Source organism: Collimonas arenae (assembly GCF_001584165.1).
Lineage (GTDB): Bacteria > Pseudomonadota > Gammaproteobacteria > Burkholderiales > Burkholderiaceae_D > Collimonas > Collimonas arenae.
The window spans coordinates 2,483,720-2,505,858 of the sequence record NZ_CP013233.1 but is presented as its reverse complement, the minus strand read 5'-3'; the positions used below and the strand labels follow the sequence as shown (position 1 = coordinate 2,505,858).

The following is a 22,139-nucleotide window of genomic DNA, read 5'->3' as shown; positions in this document are numbered from 1 at the left end:
CGGCCGCTTTTGCAGCCTGCTTTTGCTGGCGTGAACGCAAACCGGAAATGATTTCGCGGTTCATGAAATAGTCGTGCAGCCTGGTTTTTTGATGTGGCAACAGCTGGCTGGCGGCAATCAGGTCGGCCAGGTTTTCAGGGCTTTCTTGCAGACTTCGGAGATCACGTGACGTAACGGTGGCTCCAGCATGCCGCTGCGGTTGGCGAAGGCACGCAAGGTCAGCGGCGACAGAAATGTCCGCTTGGGCTGGCCGTCGGCGAACTTGAGCGCGTGGCCGCTGCCGTTCAGGTAGACGCCGTAGGCCACTACGTCATACGCTGGCGACAGTTCGATGGCGCCGTCTGCCAGATAGCGGATGCCGAAATTCTTCAGGTGGCCGTCGTAGTTGCCGATCAGTTCATTTACCGTGATCCGGCGCAGCAGTTCATGGCAGGCAGCTTCGCCGAGGCCGGCTACCGACTGCATTACCAGGGCCATGTCGGCATAGCTGGCGCCGGTATATTTTTGTCTGGATCGACGCCAAGGATCTGGCAGAAATCCTCGACATGCAGACGGCCCGGTTGATCGCGGTCGAAGCGCTGCACGGCCAGGAACTGCTGGCTGCCGCCCGGTGCGTAGCCATGATCGGCCAGGATAGCTTCCAGCGGCTGCAGGCTGGCCTGGCAGGTCGTGACGCCGGCGGCCTGCGCCAGTTGCAGTGATAAATATTCAACCTCGGGCAGGTGGTCGAACTGGGCGGTCGGCAATTTGCCGATGATATGGGCGTCGCGGTGGCGGGTGCGGCTGACATAGCGGCCGCCTTCCTGGATCAGGGCCAACTTCGGCTGCATGCCGGAAATCGATACGCCGTCGACCAGCGGCGCGGCAATCACGCTTTCCTCGATGGCCTCATGATCCTGCGTCACCAGGCGCGTCATCATGGCGCGCGTCAACTTGGTCGGCACTGCCTTGACGGCGCCGGGCAGGTCGCGCCCGCAGGCGGCCAGCAGTTCGAAGTGATTGTCTTCGGCGCATTGGCGCTCCAGGGCAATCTGCTTGCGCAGCACGCCCTCGGGCAGCAGGTTTTGAAAGAAGGGGGGCAGCCGTTGCTGGCCCGGCGAATTGAACATCGCTGCCAGCGGATTGAGCAACAGGGCGGCATCCTGCTCTGGGTTGGCGGCGCGCATCGATAGCGACAGCGTTGGCCGAAGCGGATCCTGGGCGTATTCGGCGTCAATCTGGAGGCGCACCATGTCGCCATATTGAAACAATACGCCGACTTTGCGTTCTCCAAGAAAAATGTCCAGAGCGCTCAGATTCACGGCTGCTTTCCTTGCCGCGCCAAGGCGGCTGTCACCAGGCTTTGCACTTCGGCGGGGGCGGTTGGTTTGGCGGTAATCGAAGCAGCCAACGCTTTCGGCACCAGCATCACCTCCAGCCCTAGTTGATCGGCCAGCGTCATCAAGGTGCTCAGGCGCGGATCGTTCTTGCCGGCCAGCAGGCCGCGTATCGTTACCGCAGTGAGGCCGGTGTTGCGGCTCATGTCAATGATCGGCATGGCCAACTGATCCTTGGCTTCGCGGAGGGTGCTGGAAAGTTCGGACAGGGTTTTCATATGGATAAGTAAACTATCTTTTTAGTTATTATAGATAATATAGTATCTTTTTCAAGATGGGATATTTAAATATCTCTTATATTTAAAAGGATATTTAACTATCTTTATTGTTGGGTGGTAATCTAACGGAAACCACATAAGGATTACTGAAATCCTTCGTTTTGCAAGTTGGTCGAATCGATTAACTTTGTGCCTGTCAGCAATGCGCTCTTCATTCCAATACTTACTTCGATTATCCAACTCATCAATCAATTCAAAGGGGATTTCATGATTGCTAATATTTTCAGGCGTTTGCCGGCCGTGGCGGCGGTTTCGCTGGTGGCGCTCTTGTCGGGCCACGCTTCGGCAGCGGATAAAGAAGTCAATATTGCCTATCAGACGGTGGTGGAGCCGGCTAAAGTCGCCCAGGCTGATGGCGATTATGAAAAGGCCAGCGGCTGGAAGATCAACTGGAAGAAATTCGATAGCGGCGCCGACGTGATTACCGCAGTGGCTTCGGGCGATATCCAGATTGGTTACGTCGGCAGCAGCCCGCTGGCGGCCGCCGCAACCCGCGAGTTGCCGATCGAAACCATCCTGATCGCGGCGCAGATCGGCCAGGCCGAAGCCTTGGTGGTGCGTAACGGTAGCGGCATCAAGAGCGCTCAGGACCTGGTCGGCAAGAAAATCGCGGTGCCATTCGTCTCGACCACGCATTACAGCCTGCTGGCCGCGCTCAAGCATTGGGGTATCGACCCCGCCAAAGTACAGATATTGAACCTGCGTCCGCCAGAAATTATTGCTGCCTGGCAGCGCGGCGATATCGATGCCGCCTACGTTTGGGACCCGGCACTGGGCAAGGTCAAGGAATCCGGCAAGGTCCTGACCAATTCGGCCGAAGTGGCGAAGTGGGGTGCGCCGACTTTCGATGCCTGGATCGTACGTAAGGATTTTGCGCAAAAGAACCCGGATTTCGTGACGGCCTTCGTCAAGGTCACCGGGAAAGCCTATGCGGATTACCGCGTCCATGGCAGCGATTGGAAAGCCGGCTCGCCACAATTCGAGAAGATTGCTCGCCTGACCGCAGCCAAGCAGAGCGACATTGCCGAGCTGCTAGCCGGCAGCGGTTTCCCGACCTTGCCTGAGCAGGCGCAACTGCTGGGTAACGGCACCGTCAAGGCATTGGCCGCCACCTCCGGTTTCCTGCAGGAACAAAAGAAGGTGGAGCGCGTGCTGACGGATTACCAGCCTTATGTCAATCCAGCCTTCGCCAAGGCGGCGATCCAGTAAGGAGCGGCAGATGATCCGTTTGCAATCGGTCGGCGTGGTGTATCCGACAGCCGGACGCGAGGTAGAGGTCTTGCGTGACTTGTCGCTGGATCTGCACGATGGCCGCTTTACTGTGGTGATTGGCGAATCGGGCTGCGGCAAGACCACTTTGCTGAACCTGATTGCCGGCTTCCTGCAGCCCAGTTCCGGCAGCGCCAGCATTGATGGCAAGCCGATCAGCGGCCCCGGCGCCGAACGTGGTGTGGTATTTCAGAGCGATACCTTACTGCCATGGCAGACAGTGCGTGACAACGTTGCCTTCGGCTTGCGCCTGGCCGGGCAAACATTGCAGCAACGGCATGCCCGGGCCGACGAATACCTGGCGCTGACCGGTTTGCAAGCATATGCCGACGCCGCCATTTGGGAGTTGTCGGGTGGCATGCGGCAGCGGGTCAGCCTGGCGCGCGCGTTGGCGGTCGATCCACGCTTCCTGCTGCTGGATGAACCGCTGGGCGCGCTTGATGCGCTGACGCGCGAGCAGATGCAGGAACACCTGCTGCAAGTATGGAAAGCGTCTGGCAAGGGCATTTTCATGATTACTCATAGCGTCGAGGAAGCCTTGTTCCTGGCGACCGACCTGGTCTTGCTACGGGCCGGACCAGGGCGGGTCGATAGCGTACGCAAGCTGGATTTCGGCGAGCGTTTTGCAACAGGGGAATCGGCCCGCAGCATCAAGTCCGATCCGCATTTTGTCGGCTTGCGCGAGGAAATCCTCGCGCAGTTGTTACATCCGCATCCGCCAGCGAGCCGTATTACGGCGGGCAGAGTGAAGGAGCTGGCATGAGCGAATTATCTGTGACCTTTGCGCCGCTGGAATTGCCGCAAGACGGTGGGGAACAATTGTCTTCGCTGCAACAACAACGCCGCGCCGTGCCGGTGCGGCGCCTTTCGGATCGCAGCGTGACGCTGCTAACAGTGTTCTGCCTGCTGGGATTGTGGTGGCTGGTCACTGCCTCGGCGCTGGTGCCGCCGCTATTCCTGCCATCACCGTTGGCGGTTCTACAGAAAATCAAGTCGGTGGCGCTCGACGGGTTTGTCGACGCTACGCTGTGGCAGCACACGGCTACCAGCGTCGCTCGGGTGCTGGCGGCGTTATTGCTGGCAATCGCGACTGCGATTCCAATCGGTATCCTGATCGGCCTGAGCAATCGGGCGCGGGCGGTATTTGATCCGTTGATCGAGTTCTATCGGCCAATACCGCCGCTGGCCTACTTGCCGCTGATCGTGATCTGGTTCGGCATCGGCGAGTTGTCCAAGGTACTGCTGATCTACCTGGCGATTTTTGCTCCGCTGGCGATTGCCACCTTACACGGCGTACGACGGGTAGATCAGAATCGGCTGCGGGCGGCGCAGACGCTGGGCGCTTCACGTTGGCAATTGATCCGTTTCGTGATCTTGCCGTCAGCGGTGCCGGACATCCTGACTGGGGTTCGGATCGGTCTTGGCGTCGGCTGGTCGACGCTGGTGGCGGCTGAATTGATCGCGGCGACGCGCGGTCTGGGTTTCATGATCCAGTCGGCGGCGCAGTTCCTGGTTACCGATGTGGTGATCATGGGGATCCTGGTGATTGCACTGATTGCTTCTGCCTTCGAATACGGCTTGCGCTGGCTGCAACGCAAATATGTGCCTTGGGAAGGGCGAACGTAGTCAAAAAAAACGGCAGTCATTCAGGGAGGGCGGCAAGGCAGGCCAATCGTGATCGGTTGGCCTGTTTTCCGTGGAGTGGGATGATGCTAGCCGATTCGTCGCAATTTCTTGCACAATCCTCCAAATTTTCATCGTACCAACATCGCAGCGGATCGGAAAATAGTAGACTCGATCATCTGTTGCGAAAGGCCGGATATGACGAATTCGAAAGCATTGCAAGGACCTGGCACCACCAGCGAGGTGTCCTTGCAGCAAATTGAGCTGGCAAGGCTGATTGAACAATACACCGCCACCGAAGGCGTGTATCAGACTGCGATTGCGCCGTTGAGCATGTATCGCTGTTCGCAGCCGACCCAGCCGACGCATGCGCTGCACAAGCCGGCTTTGTGCATCATTGCCCAAGGCCAGAAGCAGGTAATGCTGACCGATGAACTCTATGAATACAACTCGGCGCAATATTTGGTGGTGACGGTTGATCTACCTGTGATGGGCTGGGTAAGCCAGGCCACTCCTGAGGTGCCATACCTGAGCTTCAAGCTGGAGCTTGATCCGCGTGAAATCGGCGATCTGATCATGAGCAGCGAGCAGCTGGTGCGGCGCGGCGATAACCCGGGGCGCGGGATGTTCGTCAGTAAGGCCAACACCGGTCTGCTGGACGCGGTGCTGCGGCTGATCCGTCTGTTGGAGACGCCGCAGGATATCGCGGTGCTGGCGCCGTTGGTGACGCGAGAGATTTTGTACCGGTTGCTGCGCGACGAACAGGGCGGCATATTGCAGCAGATTGCCATGTCCGGTAGCCAGGCGCAGCACATCGTCAAGGCGATCGAGCTGATCAAGCGCGACTACAAGTTGCCGCTGCGGATCGACAGCCTGGCGCGCGAAGCCAACATGAGTTCATCCTCGCTGCACCAGCATTTCAAGGCGGTCACCGCGATGACTCCATTGCAATACCAGAAGCAGTTGCGGTTGCAGGAGGCGCGCCGCCTGTTGTTCGCCGAGATTGGCGATGCTGCCACCGCCGGCCATCTGGTCGGTTACGAGAGCCCGTCGCAATTCAGTCGCGAATACAACCGCATGTTCGGCGCGCCGCCAGCGCGTGATGCCGCCCGCTTGCGTGCCAGCGAACCGGCGGTTGCCAACGAGGCCTAGTGTTCTTCGTTAGGTCGATTACGGCGGCGCGATACGCTTTCCTGGATCGCGACTTGCAGTAGCACCAGCGTAGTCAGGCCGGACACCATCAGCAGATCGGTCTGATAGGCGAACGAGATCAGGATCGCCAGCAACGCTAGCCCAATCATGTGGGAGAACGGAAAGCGGCGATACACCACGGTCTTGTAGATGCCGTTGCCGAGCAGGTAGGTTATCGGGCCGCCGACCAGCACCGCCAATGCCTTGGTATCGATGTGCCCGGGCGGATGGGCGATTGCCAGTTCATTGCCGACAGCAGTAATGATCACGCCGGCGACGATAATCACGTGGGTGTAGTGGAAGTAGGCGCCAATCCGGCCCGGATCCTCAGAATGCACAATGGCCTCGGTACCGGCCTGGCTGCTGGTGTCGAAATAGATCCACCACATCGCCAAGCTACCGAGGAAGGCCACCAGGAAGGCGATCAGCGTGGGAGCATCCCAGTTGGCCATGTGGCTGATGCTGGCGCCGGTCACCAGGATCGATTCGCCCAATGCGACGATGACGAACAACTGGCAGCGTTCGGCCATGTGGCCGCCTTCGATGGTCCAGTCCCGGGTTTGCGAGCGTCCCATGCCAGGCAGCCACAGGCCGAACATCGGCGACACATATTCGCTGGCGACCGCCAATCCCCAGAACAGGAAACGGTAACTGCCATCGGACAGGCCGCCGGCAATCCACAATATGCCGGAGATGCAGAGCCAGCCCAGCATGCGTTGAAAATTGGCGCTCAACGGGTGATTGCGCCCAAGGTGCAGCACCACGAACAAGGTGCGGCCGATCTGTATCGTGACATAGCAAACGGCAAAGATCATGCCGCGTTCGCCAAATGCATCCGGCAGTACCGCCGACATTACCAGGCTGACCAGCATGATCGCCAACAGCAATATGCGGATCGGCATCGCATCGGGATCGAACCAGTTGGTAACCCAGCAGGTGTATTGCCACACCAGCCACACTGCAAACCACAGGACCAGGGTTTGCAACGCACCTAGGGGAGTAAGATTTTCCAGCAGATGGTGCGACAGTTGGGTGACAGCGAAAACATACACGAGGTCGAAGAAAAGCTCGATGGAGAGCACTTTGGCTTCGTGCCCGTCGCGAGTCCGCAATAGATCGGCCTTGCTAAATATGCTCATTGCTGCGTTCTCCCTTGTATCGCCAATATCGTCATTTGCAAATTACAGACGATTACAATAAGGGATCGTTTAGCCCAGTGTCAATCGCGTGGCTGCCGCTTCTGCCGGCCTGCGCGATGGAGGATGATTGACACCCATTGTGCACCTTGATGCGAGACACATCATTCCAATGCAAGCGCTACTGAATTGAGCGGCCGGGTCGAAACAGGGGGAAAGAGATGGAGGCAATGTACAGGAAGTTTCATTTCAAACGCACGGAACAGATCGACCCGGCCACGCATGTTTGCCGTCGGATAGATGGTTGCGGCTTATACCTCGATCCAGCAGGCAAAGATCGGATGTCCTCCAATCACCATCGGTGGTCCGGATCGCCTTGCCCGAAAGCCCGCCCTGCGGAGCAACCGTTCGACGCCGATTGGCGAGACGGTGATCAGTCTTTTGGCGCCGTGTGCCGCGGCGCAGGCGATCGATGCCTGCAATAGCTTGACCGCAATCGGCGAGGAAAATTGGCCGAGCGCGGTATTGCTCGGCTTGTTGAAATCCATCGCTGCAAAGCGCGACAGCTCCCACACATCCGGTGTGCTGGGCGGCGCCGCATCCTCAAGGAGCTGCGGAAACACTTCGCCAAGCAGGTACGGTTGATCTGTCGGCAGCAGTCGGGCGCAACCGTTTACCTGGCCGGAGCCATCCTGGGCGACCACATACACAGTATCGTCGCGGTCGAACTGGTCCAGTTCGGCGCCGTCTTTGGTATCCAGTTTCCATTGCAGGGTTTCAACGAAAACCTTGTGGCGATAACTGGATATTTTGGAAAAGAGCTCATTGGATAATTCCGTTGCCGCACCTGAAATCACTTTCATTTTCATACCTTCTCGAGTTTCAATGTCGGCTGATTTTGGTGTGCATGCGGGGTACGCGTAACTGTCAAGGTTAACAGCTATAAAGACGTCGCTGGCTGCAGCAGGCGATGTGAAATGCAATGACGATTATTGAAAATTCAAAGGCGTGTCAAAGCGCGACGGCGTGTAGCCGGCTCTGTTGGAGGGGCTTGCTGGAATACGTTGTGGACTTCCCGGCGAGGCGATCCGAACCGGGCTACAAAATACCGAGCATCGCGGCCTTGATGGTTGCTGCGGTTTTATTTGTCGCGTTGAGTTTTTTCAGCGTATTGGCGATATGAAAATTTACCGTGCGATCGGAGATGCCCATGATCCTGCTGATTTCTCCAGATGTTTTGCCATCCGCTGTCCAGCGCAGGACTTCGATTTCGCGTGCGGTCAATTGCGTGATGGCTTCCGGTAAATATTTTTCAATCAGCAACTGCGACAATCCCTCATGCGCGACGTCAACCAGCCAGGACAGCTTCAGCGCTATTTCGCGCAACTCCTTACCCGAAACAGACTCATCCGATCGCGACAGATTCAGCAGCCCGCCGATGCCCTTGGCATCGTGGCACGATTGCGCCCAGCCGGCATGCAAGCCATGGGCACGCGCATCTTCCCAAAAAGCGGGGCAGGAGGCCAAGCTCTTGTCGGACCATACCAGCGGCAAGGTCGAGCGCTTGCCATGCGATACGGTGGGATCTACCTTGACGTATTCTTGCTGCGTATATCGCTGCTGCCAGCTCGACGGATAATTGTTGAGCATGATCACTTTGGCTGGGCTACCGGCCACGGCAGGCGCATGCCGTAGCACAGTAATCGAAGCCAAGTTGCTTGGCAATGCCTGACAAGTTGGTGAATAGGGTGGGCACGGATTGCGCGCTCAGGATGGACTGCATTTGCTGTTCTTGCCATTCAACCATCACTACACTCCCGTAAAAATATATGTCTTTTCATGGAAGGAAATTCTTTTCTCATGTTGTCGCCCGAGGATCCGGCCGAGCCACATTACATCCGCTAGCATTTTGGTTGCTTAGACCACTTTCGCCTATGCTTCTTTTGGCTTCAGTTGCGGTGCCAGTCTCCAGGCTTTGGAACCGCAAAAAAGTTTCCATTTAGAAATTTAACACATTTTAGTAATTTTACAATTGACGAATTGCAAATTGTTTCAGAGTGCACATTCAAAAATGTTTGTAGACGAGGCGGTGTTTTTTCTGTGCCGGGAGTGGATATCAACAGCGAGGCGTTGCATGACCGCCGTAGAAGCCGGCCAAACATGCTGAGGGGCGGGCTTCAGATGAAGCGCATCTTGAAGTTCTTGCCCTTGATATTGCCGGTGCTTAGGCGACTGTAGGCGTGTTTGGCGACACGCCGATCCAACGCCACGTAGGTGACAAATTCAAATACGCTGATCTTGCCGACCTGTTCCTTGGTCAGGCCCGCATCACCGGTCAATGCTCCCAGCAGGTCACCGGGGCGCAGCTTGTCCTTCTTGCCGCCCATGATGCACAGCGTCAGCATCGGCGCCGTCAGCGGTTCGCCGTCGGCAGGCTCCAGCTCATTGAGGTCGAACCAGGTGACCGGACCCTGCTGGTAATCTTCGATCAGCTTGACCCATTTCTTCTCGTTGGGTGCGCACAGGCTCAGCGCCAGGCCTCGGTCCTGGCCGCGTCCGGTACGGCCGATGCGGTGGATGTGGACTTCAGTGTCCTTGGAGACGTCAACGTTGATGACTGCCCCAAGGTCTGGATATCCAGGCCGCGTGCTGCCACGTCGGTGGCGACCAGCACTGAACAGCTCTGGTTGGCGAAGCGCACCAGGATTTCGTCACGCTCACGCTGTTCCAGTTCGCCATACAGCGCCAGTGCGCTGAATCCCTGCTCGCACAGTTCGGCCGCTAGTTCGCGGCAATGGATCTTGGTGTTGCAGAAAGCGATGGTTGACACCGGTTTATAGTGGTTCAGTAATTGCGCCACGGCGGCGTTGCGGCCTTCGTACGATACTTCGTAGAAGCGCTGTTCAATGCGGCCGGCATCGTGCTGCGCCTCAACCTTGACTTCGACCGGATGGCGCAGGAATTCCGCGCTTGCCTTGCGGATGTCGTCCGGGTAGGTGGCGGAAAACAGCAGCGTCTGGCGGCGTGCCGGGCAGGCGCTGACGATGCCGGAGATTTCTTCGTAGAAGCCCATGTCAACCATGCGGTCGGCCTCGTCCAGCACCAGCGTTTGCACTGTGCCCAGGTTAATGCTGCCGCGACCGATGTGGTCGCGGATGCGGCCCGGGGTGCCGACCACGATATGCGCGCCGTGCTCCAGCGAGCCGATCTGCGGCCCCATCGGCGTGCCGCCGCACAAGGTCAGAATCTTGACGTTGCCGGCGAAGCGCGCCAACCGGCGCAGTTCCTTGGCGACCTGGTCGGCCAGTTCGCGCGTCGGGCAGAGCACCAGCGCCTGGATCGCAAAATAAGTCGGATTGAGCTTGTGCAGGATGCCGATACCGAACGCCGCGGTCTTGCCGCTACCGGTCTTGGCTTGGGCGATCAGGTCGTGACGCTCCAGGATCACTGGCAGGCTTTGCTGCTGGATGGTGGTCATCTCGTGATAACCCAGGCTGTCGAGGTTGCTGAGCAGCGCTGGCGCCAGGGGCAGGGAAGAGAAGGAAGTGGTTTTCACGATGATGTTGGTGGCCAGCTAAAAAGGGAGGGAAGTCTAACAGGCGGACCGGCTTAGGGCCAGGATTCCGTCGCATATCGCCGCATATTATGGCCGGTTGTTGCCGGATCATGCACTCATATTCCGTTTACATCTGCCATTTGTATTGTTACTGCTCGTACAGCTCCAGCGGCAACCCGTCTGGATCGCTGAAGAATGTAAATGGACTGCCGGTGAACTCATCAATCCGGATTGCTTCCACTTCGATGCCCTTGTCGCGCAATTCTCGTGCGGCATCTGCCACGCTTGGGACGCGAAACGCCAGGTGGCGCAAGCCGCAGGCTTCCGGCCGGCTCACGCGCGGCGGTGGCGATGGGAAGGAAAACAATTCTATCTGGACACCGTCCAGGGTGCGCAAATCCAGTTTGTAGGAGTCGCGCTGGTGCCGATATGTTTCGGCGACAATCTCAAGGCCCAGCAATTCCGTATAAAAATGCTTGGAGAGCTGGTAGTCCGAGGCGATGATGGCGACGTGGTGGATGCCGGAGATGTGCATGGAGAGATCAAAACGTAGGCGAATGGCAAAAATTGGCCGACGACCGAAAGGCGGCAGCTATCAGCCATGACTATACCGTGTATTACCGATTAGAACTGTCCAATCCCGCTCAAACCAAGCAGCGCGCCCGCTGCCAGCACCCAAAGCGGATGTATCTTGCTTTTGAACGTCACCAGCGCACAGCCGGCGGCAATCGCCGCCAGGCCCCAGGTTTGCGCCGATGCTTCTGTGATCAGCGCGGCGCTGGCCGCTACCAGGCCGACCGTCATCGGCACCAGTCCGGCTTGTATCGTGGCGCGCCATGGTTTGTCCTTGAAGCGCAGCCAGAGGTGCAGCACCACGCCGGTGAGAAGCGAGGACGGGCCAAACTTCGCCAGTGTGGTGACCAGTACGCCTGGCCAACTGGCGACATGCCAGCCGACCAGCGTCACGATCATCATGTTCGGCCCCGGCGCGGCCTGCGCCAAGGCAAACATGGCGCTGAAGTCCTGGGCCGTCATCCAATGGTGGATGTCGACTACCTGACGCTGCATTTCCGGCAGGATGGTGTTGCCGCCGCCAAACGCCAGCAGAGACAGCTGGCTGAAGATGGTCGCCAGGGATATGAGTGTGTCGTTCATGATGGCAGCTTCCAGGTAATCAGCACGCCAAGCGGCGCCAGCACCAGCATGGTCGGCAGCAGCGGCAGGCGCAGCAAGGCAATGGCGATAAAGAACAAGGCCGCAATAATCAGCGGCACCGGTTTTTTCAGCAACGGCACCAGCATCTTCAATGCCATCGATATCAACAGCCCGGAAGCGGCGGCAGCCAGGCCGGCAAACATGTGGTTGAGCGCGGCGTCATGCTGGAAATGCTGGTAGAGCACGCCCAAGGCGATGACGATGGCTGACGGCGCGGCAATCAGGCCCAGCAGCGAGGCGATGGCGCCAGGGATGCCGCGAAAATGCAAGCCGATCGCTACCGACAGGTTGATGATGTTGCCGCCCGGTAGAAATTGGCACAAGCCGAGCAACTCGGTGAACTGCGTGCCATCCAGCCAGCGTCGCTGCTCGACGATCATGCGGCGCGCCAGCGGCAGGACGCCGCCGAAACCGATCAGGCCGAGCGCCAGGAAGCCGGTGAACAGTTCACGCGTGGAAGGTGTTGTCAATGCCAGGTCTGCACCGGTGGCGACGGTTTCTGTAGTCATCTGCGATTTCTCATACTTCTCAAACTGTTAAATATTGACGGTTACACATTGGCGATGATGAACAGTCTTTTGAACGGCAGCAGCGTAACGCCGTTCTCGCGTTGCGGATAGGCCTGCATCATGGCCGCCGAATAGGCATCGCGAAAGGCTTCGCGCGGGCCGGACGGCAGTGCTTCCAGATATGGGCGCAGACTGGTGCCCGCAGCCCACTCGGTCACTGCATCGTCGCCTTTCAGGGTATGCAGGTAGGTGGTTTCCCAAATATCCAGCGATGCGGCGCGCGAACGCAGTAAATCGTAATACTCGTCGGCGTTGAGGATCGGGGTTGCCGGCGCAGGTCTTTCAGATACGGTGCGAAGGCGGGTGAATCGGCCAACTCTCCCTGCATTTGTCGCAACGGTTCGTTGTGCATGGCCGGCATTTGTGCGGCCAGCCAACCGCCGGGCCGTATCGACGACAGCAGATGCGGAAACAGGCTAGGATGGTCCGGCAACCATTGCAGAGCCGCATTGGTGTAGAGCACGTCGACTTGTTGCGGGGCCTTCCATTCACCAAGGTCGGCCCGCAGGAAGCGGCATTCCGGGGCGGTTGCGGTGGCTTTGTCCAGCATGTTTTGCGAACTGTCGATGCCGAGCACATCTGCATGCGCCCAGCGCGCCTTCAATAAGGCCGTGATGTTGCCGGTGCCGCAGCCGAGGTCGACCACATGCTTTGGTTCCTGATCCGGGATGTAGGCCAGCAAGTCAAGGGCAGGGCGCAGGCGCTCATTGCCGAAATGCATGTATTGTTTTGCATCCCATATGTCTTTGGAGGTGTCCATGTTATTTCCTGGTTTTTATCACAAGGTTAATCTGCGGAGAGGCTGTCGGCTCTGTCATGCGTGTGCCAGTTAAGGTCAGCAGGCCGAGGATGAATGTTGATTCGATAAGCGCATGTTACAGAAATTCTGTTTGCCGACAAATCGACTTTTTTGCTTCATCTTTGTGATTTATAATCACAAGCATGTCTCGTCAACTTCCCCCTTTGCAAGCTTTGCGCGCATTCGAAGTCGCTGCGCGCTTTGAGAACTTCTCCGCCGCCGCCGAGGAGTTGCATGTCACACACGGTGCGGTCAGCCGCCAGATTGCGGCCTTGGAAGCCTGGCTCGGCATGCCGGTGTTCCATCGCATCGGCAAGCGCGTGCAGTTGACTGACGACGGCCGTCGCTACCTGATCACGGTGCAGGCGGCATTCAACAATATTGCGGTAGCCACCAAACAATTGCGTGAGTCCGGAACTGTACGGGTGTTGCACATCAATGCCTTGTCGACCTTCGCCATGCGCTGGCTGTTGCCGCGCCTGAGCGGATTCCAGCGCCTGTATCCTGGCGTCGAATTGAAATTGTCGACCTCCACGTCAGACAAGCCGTTGGGCGAACCTGGAGAAATGTTCGATGTGGCGATCCGCCGCGGCCCGGGCCACTGGCCAAATTGCGAGAGCGGCGAATTCCTGGAGGAGAGCGAACTGCCGGTGTGCAGCCCGGCGCTGGAAGCGCGCTCGCCAATCAGGCAGGCAAGCGATCTGGCACAACATACGTTGTTGCATTCCGATACGCGTCCGGATGCCTGGTCGAAGTGGCTGATGTCAGCGGATGTGGCCCCTGCCTCATGCAAGAAGCGACAATCGTTCGATCATTTCTACCTGGCGTTGCAAGCGGCCATCGACGGTCTCGGCGTGGCGCTAGGGCCGCTGCCGCTGATTACCGACGAGCTGGCCAGCGGCCGCTTGGTGACGCCGATTGCGGAACCGGTGATCCGCGCACGCAGTTATTGGTGGATCGTAGCGCGCCATCAGGCGGAAGTGCCGTTGATCAGGCACTTTTGCGAATGGCTGCAGCAGGAAGCCAAGCGCTGACCGTTGGCTAGCGCGCTGCGGCATCTCGCTCAGTTTCGATGTCCACAGAGCGGACGACGATCGTTCAGCTCGCCAAGCCGACGAATGATGCATAATGGAAACAATCATCGTGGCAGGCGTGCACCGCATCCAGAGAAGCGCGACGGTCCCGCCACATGAGAAAAAATCACACATAAAAAATAAGTGAGGAGACAATTCATGCGCATCATCCAGCCGATCCTGCAATCGAAATTCCTGGCATTCCTAATTGCGGCCCCACTCAGTCTGACACTCTCCGCCTGTGGGGGCGACAGCAGCGCGGAATTCCAGACGCAACCGAAAGCGTTTACCGCCGATGGCGGCGTCTCTGCCTTCTACACCTGGAACGGCACGACTCCTGCCGCGCCCGGGGTGTTGCTGCGGCAAGAGCCGTTGCCCGCGAATCAAGTCTTGCCGAATGCCTCGCAGGGCATCCGCATCCTGTACACCTCGACCGATGGCGACGACGGCAAGACCGCAAATTACGTTTCTGGCGATTTGCAGCTGCCGAAGGGGATCACGCCGGCAGGCGGCTGGCCGCTGATTGCCTGGTCGCATGGCACCGTCGGCGTGGCCGATGTATGCGCGCCGTCATGGACCGTGCGCGATCCGCGTGACATCGACTATCTCGATGCCTGGCTGGCGCAAGGTTATGCGGTGGTGTCGACCGATTACCAGGGGTTGGGCACGCCCGGCCTGCATCCCTACCTGCATGCGCGGCCAGAGGCCTACAGCGTGCTGGACAGTATCCGGGCTGTCACCAAAGCGTTCCCACAGCTCTCCAGTTCAGTGGTGATCGTCGGCCAGTCGCAGGGTGCGCAAGGGGCGATTGCGACAGCCGGCTATGCGCCATCTTATGCGCCAGAAATCAAGCTGTTGGGAACGGTGGCGACCGGCGTACCTTACCAGCTGCAAAGCGTGCTGGCTTATCTGAACTCGTTGACTGCACAAGTCCCGACCACCGGTTTTACCTCGGTGCTGGCAACGCTCGAGGCGTATGCCTGGCTGGGGTACGCGACTGCGGAAAGAGTGGTGCCGAATTTCGTGCTGGCTGATAACCTGACCGACAAGGGCAAGGCGTTCTATTCGGTGGTCGCCAGTCAGTGCCTGGCACCTATCGAGGCTTACATCACGCAAAACAAATTGGTGACGTCAGATGTCTTCAAAGGCGACGTCAGCGGCTGGGCAACGCAGACCTTGCAGTCTTCGAACTATCCAACGGTCAAATTTGCCGCACCGATTTTTGTCGGTACCGGTACCCTGGATACGGATATTCCGACTGCGGTCCAATACCTGTTTGCCAAAGATGCCTGCGCTGCCGGCAGCACCGTCGAGCAGCATTATTACGTTGGGCAGGATCACAGCGGCACGGTCAATGCGTCGCTGGTGGATTCCGAGCCGTTCGTCAAGAAACTGTTTGCCGGTCAGGCGATCACGTCGAACTGCGCGGCATTGGTACCCCCGCCGGCGAATTAGGGTAGCGGCGTCGACACCAGGTCCATGCGGCGTCGAATCTTCGTTTCGGCGTCGCGGTCGCCAGCGGCTTGCGCGCGCTGCGCCTGGACGCCCAGCCAGGCCAGTAGCGGCCGGCGCCAGCCTTGGGCGGAAGCGGTTTCTGTCGCGCTCACGATTTCGGCGGGTGTCAGCCTGCCATTCTGCAGCAGGGCGGCGGCAGTCACCAGGCGTGATAACGGATCCTTGATGTCATCCAGCCGGCTCTTGTCGGCAGATGCTGCGCTGGCACTGACCAGTGCCCGATACTGCTGCGGCAACAGGTTTGCATCCAGCCCCTGCCATTGTCCATTCAAGTAAGCAGCGTAGCTGCGTTCACCGGCGTCGGCGTCCTGCGCCAGCGGCTGGAAACCGGCGCAATTGTCGAATTCAAGGCTGGCTGCGCGCGCGGCGCAACGCACCAGTTCCGCGCGCGCCAGCAAATCGGCACGGCCGGTGCTGGCGATTTCATTGCGGCGCGAGCGAATTCCTGATCGGCCACACGGGTGTTGCCGATCAGGTAGGCTGATGAAAAACTTTGCAGGGCGCCATGCGCGTTGCTTTGCCAATCCGGTGGCGGCGGATTGCTGCCGCAGGCGGCAAGCAATAATGTCAAGGACACGGATAAACAGGAGGCGGCGATCTTCATGGTAGTTTGATCTCCGTATCGCGGGCGAAAGGCCATTTGCGGTTGATTTCATCCACCAGTTGCGTCACCTTGCGCAAACTGGCTTCCACTTCGGCGCGTAGTGCGCCCAGATCGTTGCTGGCCATATGCGCATTGCTGCCGATTGCCTGCGCTTCGGCCAGCACCGCATCGACTTTCTTCAGGCTGGCGCGGGTATCGCTGAGGACGCCATTCAATTGCACGATCGCGGCCTGGGTTTCATCCATCACGCCACGCTGGCCGAAAACCCGTTGGTCGGCCTTGGCCAGCAATGCATTGACACGGTCCAGTGCGACGACGATTTTCTTCGCATCTTCATCGCTGCCCAGTGCGCCGCCCAGCAATCCGTATTTACCGGTAAGACGGCCGGTCATGGTCTGCACGTTATCCAGGCTGGTATTCAGGCTGGAGTCCGCCGCCGTAATGGCTTGGAGATTTTCCAGCAAGGCGCTGGCGGTCGCCACCAGGCGCGGGATCTGCGCCGCAGTATCGCCGATCAGCACTGTGCGCACGGAATCAGGCGGCAATGGCGGATCGCTCAGGACCCCTGAAAACGCCCGAATCCGGGTGTCGCCCACCAGGCCATGCTCCAACGTGAAGACGCTAGTGGTGCGTAGCCAATTTGCATCCTTGCGCGGCACGTCGATCACGATCCGGGCCTTGCCGTCCTCGCCCAGTTCGATGCGTTGTACGCGGCCGATCGGAAAGCCCGAGAAAGTCAGATCCATGCCCACCAGCACACCCTGCGAGTCGTCGGAGATCAGCACCAACTGCTGAGTGCTTTCGAACACGCCGCGCGCGTACATCACGTACAACACGAAGCTGCATATCAGTGCCGCCATCAAGGCCAGCAGCAAGCGCGCCTTGAGCTCTACGTTGGCCGATGGCTCGACGGGGGAATCGGGTAGAGATGTCATGAGGAGTGCGTTCTTTCTCAAAAATATTTTACTGCCAGCGCGCCAATCTCGATCAAGACTAGCACGAACAGCAGGCGAATCGCGCCAGGCTGTACCGTGGATGAGATATCGACCTGCTGCTGCGAGGCTTCCAGGATGGCTGCCATCGGGATGACTGCGACCGCCAGTCCGAAGAGGATGGTTTTCAATGCAAATCCCAAGGTGACCGCAGGGTCAAATACGCGTCCGACGGTGCGGGTGTAATCGACCAGGCCCCAGGGTGACATGCCGTAGACATTGACATAGGCCAGCAGCAGGACAATCACTCCGCTGACAACCGCCAGACTTAGCACCGAAAAAGCGTTGGCGATAACCTGAGGCACCAGGTCGCGGCGCAGTCGGTCAATGTCCCGCCATTGGAGGTTTTGTTCCTTTCCCGACGCGGCAAACTGCATGGCCCCGGCATTGAAAGCCAAACCGGCGCGCAACGCCACGAATAGCGCGGCCGAAAGCGGGATCAATTCCAGCACCAGCACGCGCACCACCATTTCCAGCGCATAGCGTGACAAGCCGTAACTGAGCGCCGTCACAATCACAATCCGGATCAGCACCAGGCTGAGCAGTGTACATAGCAACGTGAACCAGGGCAGTATTTGCCAGGTGCCGGTGTAGATATAGCGATAGGTTGTACTGCGGTTGGCGCGGTGGTAGGTAGATGGTGAAAATCCCATTACCAGTGCAACAGCCGTCAGATGCAGCATGAGCCACCAGCTTTTCAGGGTGCGCAGGAACGTTGCGGCCCATTGTTCGGGTCTGGCGTTGAGATAGGAAGTTGGGCGCATCGGGTAATGATAACGCAGCAAATGCAGTTGGAGGCTTCCCTTGCATTTCCCTTGAGCGATTGCTGGGTAAGCGAAGAACATGGATCACCGCGTTCTCGGGACCAACGGAGCGACGGGACGAGGTCGCTAATGGCGGTTCATCGTCACACTGGGACGTCACCCTCGACCGTAGTGCGATACAGCGTGCGCCGCAAATGCTGCGGCGTAATCGGCGCATAGTGCACCGTGCTGCGGTTGTCCCAGAATACGATGTCGTGCGCGCGCCACGCATGGCGATAGACATTCTCGGCACGAATCGTGTGCTCATGCAGAAATTTCAGCAAGGCAGCGCTTTCGTCGGCCGGCAAGCCGATGATATGCGAGGTGAAGCCTTCGCTGACAAATAGCGCCTTGCGGCCGCTTTCCGGATGCACCCGCACTACGGGATGGTCCACCTCGGGCACGTCGTCGATCTGCTTCTGCGTCAGGTCTGCACGCCATGGCGACAGCTTCTGCAGGCGCCGATAGCGATACACATACGAATGCACTGCACGCCGGCCTTCCAGTGTTCGCTTGACATCGGCGGGCAAGGTTTCATACGCGTTGAACATGTTGGCGAAGCTGGTATCCCCCTGTTCCGGCGGCAGCTCCTGCGCGTGCAACAGTGATCCCAGGCTCGGTTTGGGCATGTACGACAGATCCGAATGCCAATCGGCCCCCGCATCCACCAGGCCAATCGGCTGGCCGTTTTCGATGACGTTGGAAACGATCAGAATTTCCGGATGGCCTTGCAGGTGGAAGCGGTTCAGCACATGCACTTGCAGCGGACCGAAGCGGCGGCTGAATGCCACATGCTGTTGCGGCGCGATGCGCTGATCGCGGAATACCACCAGACCGTATCGAACGAACGCCGCGCGGATACGCGCCAGATCATCATCTGACACCGGTCGATTCAAATCAAGGCCGATGATTTCGGCGCCAAGCGGACCATCAATCGGGCTGATTTCAAACGTTCGCTCAAAGTCTGCGAACGATTTTTTTGCATGTGGAACGTTGTTGGATGGCATGGCGGAATCAGAAGTCGGAATCGGATACACCCGCAGTCATTGCTACATAGACCGTGCACGATTGAAAGCAACATTACATTCGCTTTAGTGCCATGTCGGCAAATAATCAATTCGCATGTCGTTATGCGCTCCGTGTTGTGATCACGCGGCAACGGACGTCGTTTGAGCGACTTCGACCCATTGCTTGCTAAAAGTCTGAGTCAAAAAATCCAGATAGGACTAATCCTATATCTTGTTTTTTTGATTTCTGAAATGATGCCGTTTATGCATTTAATTAAAAATTCAACAATTCCAAAGAGATGAACAACTAAAAATTAATGACAAAGCTGAAAAGCAAAATAATCCAAAAAACTCAAACGTTTCTGGCTAAAAAATAGGAGATTTTTATGGCGACGCTCACAACAGTTAAATTTCATCGTATCAAAACAGCCCTGCGCCAGCGGGGGCAAGGCATGTCGGAGTACATCATTATTGTGGCGCTGGTGGCCGTGGTGAGCATTGGAGTGTTCTCATCTTTCGGCAAAGTGATTCGCGAGCAAGTTGCTGGCATGGCGGCTGAATTGGCGGGTAAGGATGGTACTTCCGCCATTAGCGAGGCAGCTACCGCAGCCGAAGCTGCCAAGACCGCAGCAGACAAGAAGCGCACCATGGGCGATTACGCCGGCAATAACAACTAATTGCGCTAGACCGCCTTGGAGGATGGTTGCGTGATGAGCGCGCAAGTAATTCTGGGCGGTCGACAAAAGAATAATGAAGATCTGCGGCAGCAGGCAGCATAAATATGCTAAAGAATTTATCCAAGGATTGGAGGAGGCATTGAGAGCGGAGTCCGTGAGCGAAAGCCCTCGTATTGTGGCTGAGACGGTGAGGAGACCAGATCTTACGCTGAACGTGGCGCGGATCTTGCCGGCGTCACGCCGTCGCCAGCGATTGCAGCAGGGAGCGGTTCTGCCGATCGCCATTTTCTTTTTTGCGGTGTTGTGTGTCGGCCTGTTTGCAGTCTACAACATGGCGCAAGTGACGAGTGACAAGCGTCATTTGATCAATGCCGCTGACGCAATTGCTTATAGCGATGCCACTATCGCTGCCGAAGGCTTAAATTACACTGCCTATACCAACCGCGCAATGGTATCCAATTACGTAGCCGTCTCACAATTAACTGGGATGTGGTCAACCACCACTATGGCCGATCAATATTGGCGTAACAGTCCAAAAGCAATCAAGGCTATTGGCGATCTGGCTGCGTTTATTCCTGAAGTCGGTCCGTTAATCAAGAATGTTGCCAACGGAATTGCAGCAGTACAGGGCGCCGTTCAAAAAGTCAGTAATCTGGCACGAGTCACTAGTGTTGTGCTGGCCAATGCTGGCACAGCGGCCAACTCTTTAAGCAACTACGCTCTGTTCGCCGCGCAGCAAACGCATTTGCTTGCGACTTTGAATGCAATCGCCAATGCCCAAACAGATTTGTTAAAGGCCAATGCGCCAGATGCAAGTTATATACCAAGCATAATCGCTTACCAGTCACTCAAAGGAGTGACGGAGTTTTTACGCATGCTGAAACTGCATCAGCCACCGAAAAAGTTTTTGGGCCTAGAGAAAATGAAGACCAAGATGCCTGCGGATCAAGAAGGGATAGAGTTTAACTTGGTACATCGTCTCATGACCGGTGAGATGTTCATTTCACCTCTGGCAGCGCCGGACGCCGTCTGTTCCCAAAAATACAAGGTTTGTGGGCGATGGACATGTGTCACCAGAAATATATTGGGGAAGGGATCAGTGGTTTAGCAAACGGCAGTGGATTATCAGACATGATTCCGGGCATGCCAGGCGCGGAAATCGCTGGGCCAGCGATTCAGGTGGTACTGGGACTCCTCGGCAGCGCGATTAGCCCACTCATGTGCATCTATGATCGCACCGGCGGTACACGCGCAATTCAGACGCAAGATGGCAACTATGCCTGGACCAATATTGATATCACTGATTTAAACATTCTTGGTGTCAAGATACCGTTGGCTGGCGCGGCCAATATGTCCAGACTTAGCAAAAAGGGAGGTGCTGGGGAGAGCATTCCTCTCGACCTGAATGAATATGTCAATGCGGTAAAACAGAATGACGCAGCGAAAAAGAGTTATTGGGGTGAGGCGGTCGGTTTGGACGATTGCGCCTACATCATTTATCCGACCGGCGAAGTCGCTGCGCCGCGTTTGGGCGGGGCATGTGCCTCGTTGGCCCCGGGTTCGGCCAAGGGAGACGGCACGGGTCCGGGAGGAGGGTATTTGGGACGTGGTGTCTTTCAAATGGCCTCCAAAGCCGCTAACAGTGCGATTAAGCGCACGCCTAGTGTGGCTACTTTGGACGAAAATCAGGCCGACGAAATAGTCGCCCCAATAGCCCCTTTATTAGAGTCTGTGGGGCGCAGCATTAATTCATCGAATTCTTCTCAAGATTTGATCAACCAGCAGAATGCCTCGACGAATTCTCCCGGTAATGTTGTTGGTGGTTCTCCTGCAGGTATGCCGGCTTCTGGTGAGGCACTAGCTGTGCCGACTGCCGGTAACAACGGCGAAGTGGATGACACCATTGCTGCGCTGAGGCAGCAATCCACTAATTTTGAAGGCTTATCGGGTCGGAGTCTTCCAACCTCGAACAATTAGTCATATTGACTGATCTGCAAAGGCTGGCGGCAAATTCTGCCGGTGAAGTAGAGGGGGGGGATCCGATCTCTAACGGTTTAAGATTTTTACTTAATCTGGTGGGGCTGGGTAATGTCGCTGATGCGCTCACAATGCGTAGCTCGCGTGGTACCCAGACTTTGTGGCAGAAGAACGGTATAGGAGTTGACATGGGCTTGCCGGCATCTAGATTCGGTTTGTGGGAGATGCGAGATGCAAATATCGGCAACTATCAGGCAGATCGCGAGGATCCCGGAAATCTCTTTGTGGCGCCAAGGAAATTGCAGGACAGTGCTCTAAAAGATTTGGGGCCAACTTTTATGGTAGGTCTAGAGGAGGCGGCGGACAAAGCACAGATCAAGCCTTTAGATAAATTTAATCTGGGACAGATTGCGATCAAAGACTATGACGCAGATATAAAACCACTTATCTGCGAGCGATAGGCAAGGCACGAGTCTATT

General features: G+C 57.3%; 23 protein-coding genes and 2 pseudogenes. 10 read left to right on the top strand and 15 right to left on the bottom strand.

Features of this window, described 5'->3' with window-relative positions; genetic code table 11:
- Positions 1–117: 117 nt before the first annotated feature.
- Both CAter10_RS21940 and CAter10_RS11585 read right to left on the bottom strand, forming a co-directional pair.
- Positions 118–1,232, bottom strand: a pseudogene (locus tag CAter10_RS21940) (type II toxin-antitoxin system HipA family toxin).
- A gap of 65 nt (positions 1,233–1,297) precedes the next feature.
- Positions 1,298–1,594 carry a helix-turn-helix domain-containing protein gene (locus CAter10_RS11585; RefSeq protein WP_061533526.1) on the bottom strand — a complete coding sequence of 99 codons (297 nt, stop codon included), beginning with the start codon at positions 1,592–1,594 and terminating at the stop codon, positions 1,298–1,300.
- 267 nt (positions 1,595–1,861) lie between these two features.
- On the opposite strand from CAter10_RS11585, the gene tauA reads away from it, so the two are divergent.
- The 4 genes from tauA to CAter10_RS11565 all read left to right on the top strand — a co-directional run bounded on the left by tauA (position 1,862) and on the right by CAter10_RS11565 (position 5,698).
- On the top strand, positions 1,862–2,863 hold the full coding sequence (tauA, locus tag CAter10_RS11580; protein ID WP_061535306.1) for a taurine ABC transporter substrate-binding protein: 1,002 nt from the start codon (positions 1,862–1,864) through the stop codon (positions 2,861–2,863).
- A 10-nt stretch (positions 2,864–2,873) separates the two neighbouring features.
- Positions 2,874–3,686: a taurine ABC transporter ATP-binding protein gene (locus tag CAter10_RS11575; RefSeq protein ID WP_061533525.1), complete on the top strand. Its 813-nt coding sequence runs from the start codon at positions 2,874–2,876 to the stop codon at positions 3,684–3,686.
- Complete coding sequence (tauC, locus tag CAter10_RS11570; protein ID WP_082797879.1) at positions 3,683–4,549, top strand: taurine ABC transporter permease TauC; 867 nt, start codon at positions 3,683–3,685, stop codon at positions 4,547–4,549. Before CAter10_RS11575 ends, tauC begins: the two co-directional genes overlap by 4 nt.
- A 195-nt stretch (positions 4,550–4,744) precedes the next feature.
- Positions 4,745–5,698, top strand: a complete 954-nt coding sequence (locus CAter10_RS11565) for an AraC family transcriptional regulator (protein ID WP_061533524.1) — start codon at positions 4,745–4,747, stop codon at positions 5,696–5,698.
- On the opposite strand, the gene CAter10_RS11560 is transcribed toward CAter10_RS11565, so the two are convergent.
- The 9 genes and pseudogenes from CAter10_RS11560 to CAter10_RS11525 all read right to left on the bottom strand — a co-directional run bounded on the left by CAter10_RS11560 (position 5,695) and on the right by CAter10_RS11525 (position 12,973).
- Positions 5,695–6,876 (bottom strand): low temperature requirement protein A, encoded by a 1,182-nt coding sequence (locus CAter10_RS11560; RefSeq protein WP_061533523.1) that lies wholly within the window; start codon positions 6,874–6,876, stop codon positions 5,695–5,697. The two genes, CAter10_RS11565 and CAter10_RS11560, sit on opposite strands and share 4 nt — an antisense overlap.
- A 308-nt stretch (positions 6,877–7,184) precedes the next feature.
- Positions 7,185–7,736, bottom strand: coding sequence for an acyl-homoserine-lactone synthase (locus tag CAter10_RS11555; RefSeq protein WP_061535304.1), 552 nt, complete (start codon positions 7,734–7,736; stop codon positions 7,185–7,187).
- Between the two features lie 235 nt (positions 7,737–7,971).
- Positions 7,972–8,586, bottom strand: a complete 615-nt coding sequence (locus CAter10_RS11550) for an autoinducer binding domain-containing protein (RefSeq protein ID WP_236905323.1) — start codon at positions 8,584–8,586, stop codon at positions 7,972–7,974.
- A gap of 464 nt (positions 8,587–9,050) precedes the next feature.
- Positions 9,051–10,429: pseudogene (gene dbpA, locus CAter10_RS11545) on the bottom strand (ATP-dependent RNA helicase DbpA).
- A gap of 148 nt (positions 10,430–10,577) precedes the next feature.
- Positions 10,578–10,964, bottom strand: a complete 387-nt coding sequence (gene gloA2, locus CAter10_RS11540) for an SMU1112c/YaeR family gloxylase I-like metalloprotein (protein ID WP_061533522.1) — start codon at positions 10,962–10,964, stop codon at positions 10,578–10,580.
- 89 nt (positions 10,965–11,053) lie between these two features.
- Positions 11,054–11,584, bottom strand: a complete 531-nt coding sequence (locus tag CAter10_RS11535) for a chromate transporter (protein WP_061533521.1) — start codon at positions 11,582–11,584, stop codon at positions 11,054–11,056.
- Positions 11,581–12,153, bottom strand: a complete 573-nt coding sequence (locus tag CAter10_RS11530) for a chromate transporter (RefSeq protein ID WP_061533520.1) — start codon at positions 12,151–12,153, stop codon at positions 11,581–11,583. The genes CAter10_RS11535 and CAter10_RS11530 overlap by 4 nt, the downstream gene beginning before the upstream one ends.
- 41 nt (positions 12,154–12,194) lie before the next feature.
- Positions 12,195–12,371, bottom strand: a complete 177-nt coding sequence (locus tag CAter10_RS23610) for a class I SAM-dependent methyltransferase (RefSeq protein WP_236905321.1) — start codon at positions 12,369–12,371, stop codon at positions 12,195–12,197.
- A 14-nt stretch (positions 12,372–12,385) separates the two neighbouring features.
- Complete coding sequence (locus tag CAter10_RS11525; RefSeq protein WP_236905319.1) at positions 12,386–12,973, bottom strand: methyltransferase domain-containing protein; 588 nt, start codon at positions 12,971–12,973, stop codon at positions 12,386–12,388.
- A 182-nt stretch (positions 12,974–13,155) separates the two neighbouring features.
- On the opposite strand from CAter10_RS11525, the gene CAter10_RS11520 reads away from it, so the two are divergent.
- Together CAter10_RS11520 and CAter10_RS11515 are read left to right on the top strand one after the other, a co-directional pair.
- Positions 13,156–14,046, top strand: a complete 891-nt coding sequence (locus CAter10_RS11520) for a transcriptional regulator GcvA (protein WP_061533519.1) — start codon at positions 13,156–13,158, stop codon at positions 14,044–14,046.
- Between the two features lie 198 nt (positions 14,047–14,244).
- Positions 14,245–15,540: a lipase family protein gene (locus tag CAter10_RS11515; protein WP_061533518.1), complete on the top strand. Its 1,296-nt coding sequence runs from the start codon at positions 14,245–14,247 to the stop codon at positions 15,538–15,540.
- On the opposite strand, the gene CAter10_RS11510 is transcribed toward CAter10_RS11515, so the two are convergent.
- The 4 genes from CAter10_RS11510 to CAter10_RS11495 all read right to left on the bottom strand — a co-directional run bounded on the left by CAter10_RS11510 (position 15,537) and on the right by CAter10_RS11495 (position 19,006).
- A complete protein-coding gene (locus CAter10_RS11510; RefSeq protein ID WP_335340145.1) occupies positions 15,537–16,124 on the bottom strand; it encodes a hypothetical protein in 588 nt (195 codons plus the stop codon). The two genes, CAter10_RS11515 and CAter10_RS11510, sit on opposite strands and share 4 nt — an antisense overlap.
- A 76-nt stretch (positions 16,125–16,200) precedes the next feature.
- Positions 16,201–17,139: an MlaD family protein gene (locus tag CAter10_RS11505; RefSeq protein ID WP_061533517.1), complete on the bottom strand. Its 939-nt coding sequence runs from the start codon at positions 17,137–17,139 to the stop codon at positions 16,201–16,203.
- 17 nt (positions 17,140–17,156) lie between these two features.
- Positions 17,157–17,960 (bottom strand): MlaE family ABC transporter permease, encoded by an 804-nt coding sequence (locus tag CAter10_RS11500; RefSeq protein WP_061535303.1) that lies wholly within the window; start codon positions 17,958–17,960, stop codon positions 17,157–17,159.
- Between the two features lie 143 nt (positions 17,961–18,103).
- Entirely contained in the window at positions 18,104–19,006 is a 903-nt protein-coding gene (locus tag CAter10_RS11495; RefSeq protein WP_061535302.1) for a TauD/TfdA dioxygenase family protein, read from the bottom strand.
- Between the two features lie 386 nt (positions 19,007–19,392).
- Here CAter10_RS11495 and CAter10_RS11490 point away from each other — a divergent pair, with 386 nt between their 5' ends.
- From CAter10_RS11490 to CAter10_RS11475, 4 genes are all read left to right on the top strand, one after another.
- Entirely contained in the window at positions 19,393–19,683 is a 291-nt protein-coding gene (locus CAter10_RS11490; protein WP_061533516.1) for a Flp family type IVb pilin, read from the top strand.
- Positions 19,684–19,756: 73 nt separating this feature from the next.
- Positions 19,757–20,791: a pilus assembly protein TadG-related protein gene (locus tag CAter10_RS11485; protein ID WP_061533515.1), complete on the top strand. Its 1,035-nt coding sequence runs from the start codon at positions 19,757–19,759 to the stop codon at positions 20,789–20,791.
- Entirely contained in the window at positions 20,749–21,660 is a 912-nt protein-coding gene (locus CAter10_RS11480; RefSeq protein ID WP_128083051.1) for a hypothetical protein, read from the top strand. The genes CAter10_RS11485 and CAter10_RS11480 overlap by 43 nt, the downstream gene beginning before the upstream one ends.
- 5 nt (positions 21,661–21,665) lie before the next feature.
- The gene (locus CAter10_RS11475; RefSeq protein WP_061533513.1) at positions 21,666–22,121 is read left to right on the top strand and encodes a hypothetical protein; all 456 of its coding nucleotides are present in this window, start codon (positions 21,666–21,668) and stop codon (positions 22,119–22,121) included.
- The last annotated feature ends 18 nt before the right edge of the window (positions 22,122–22,139 follow it).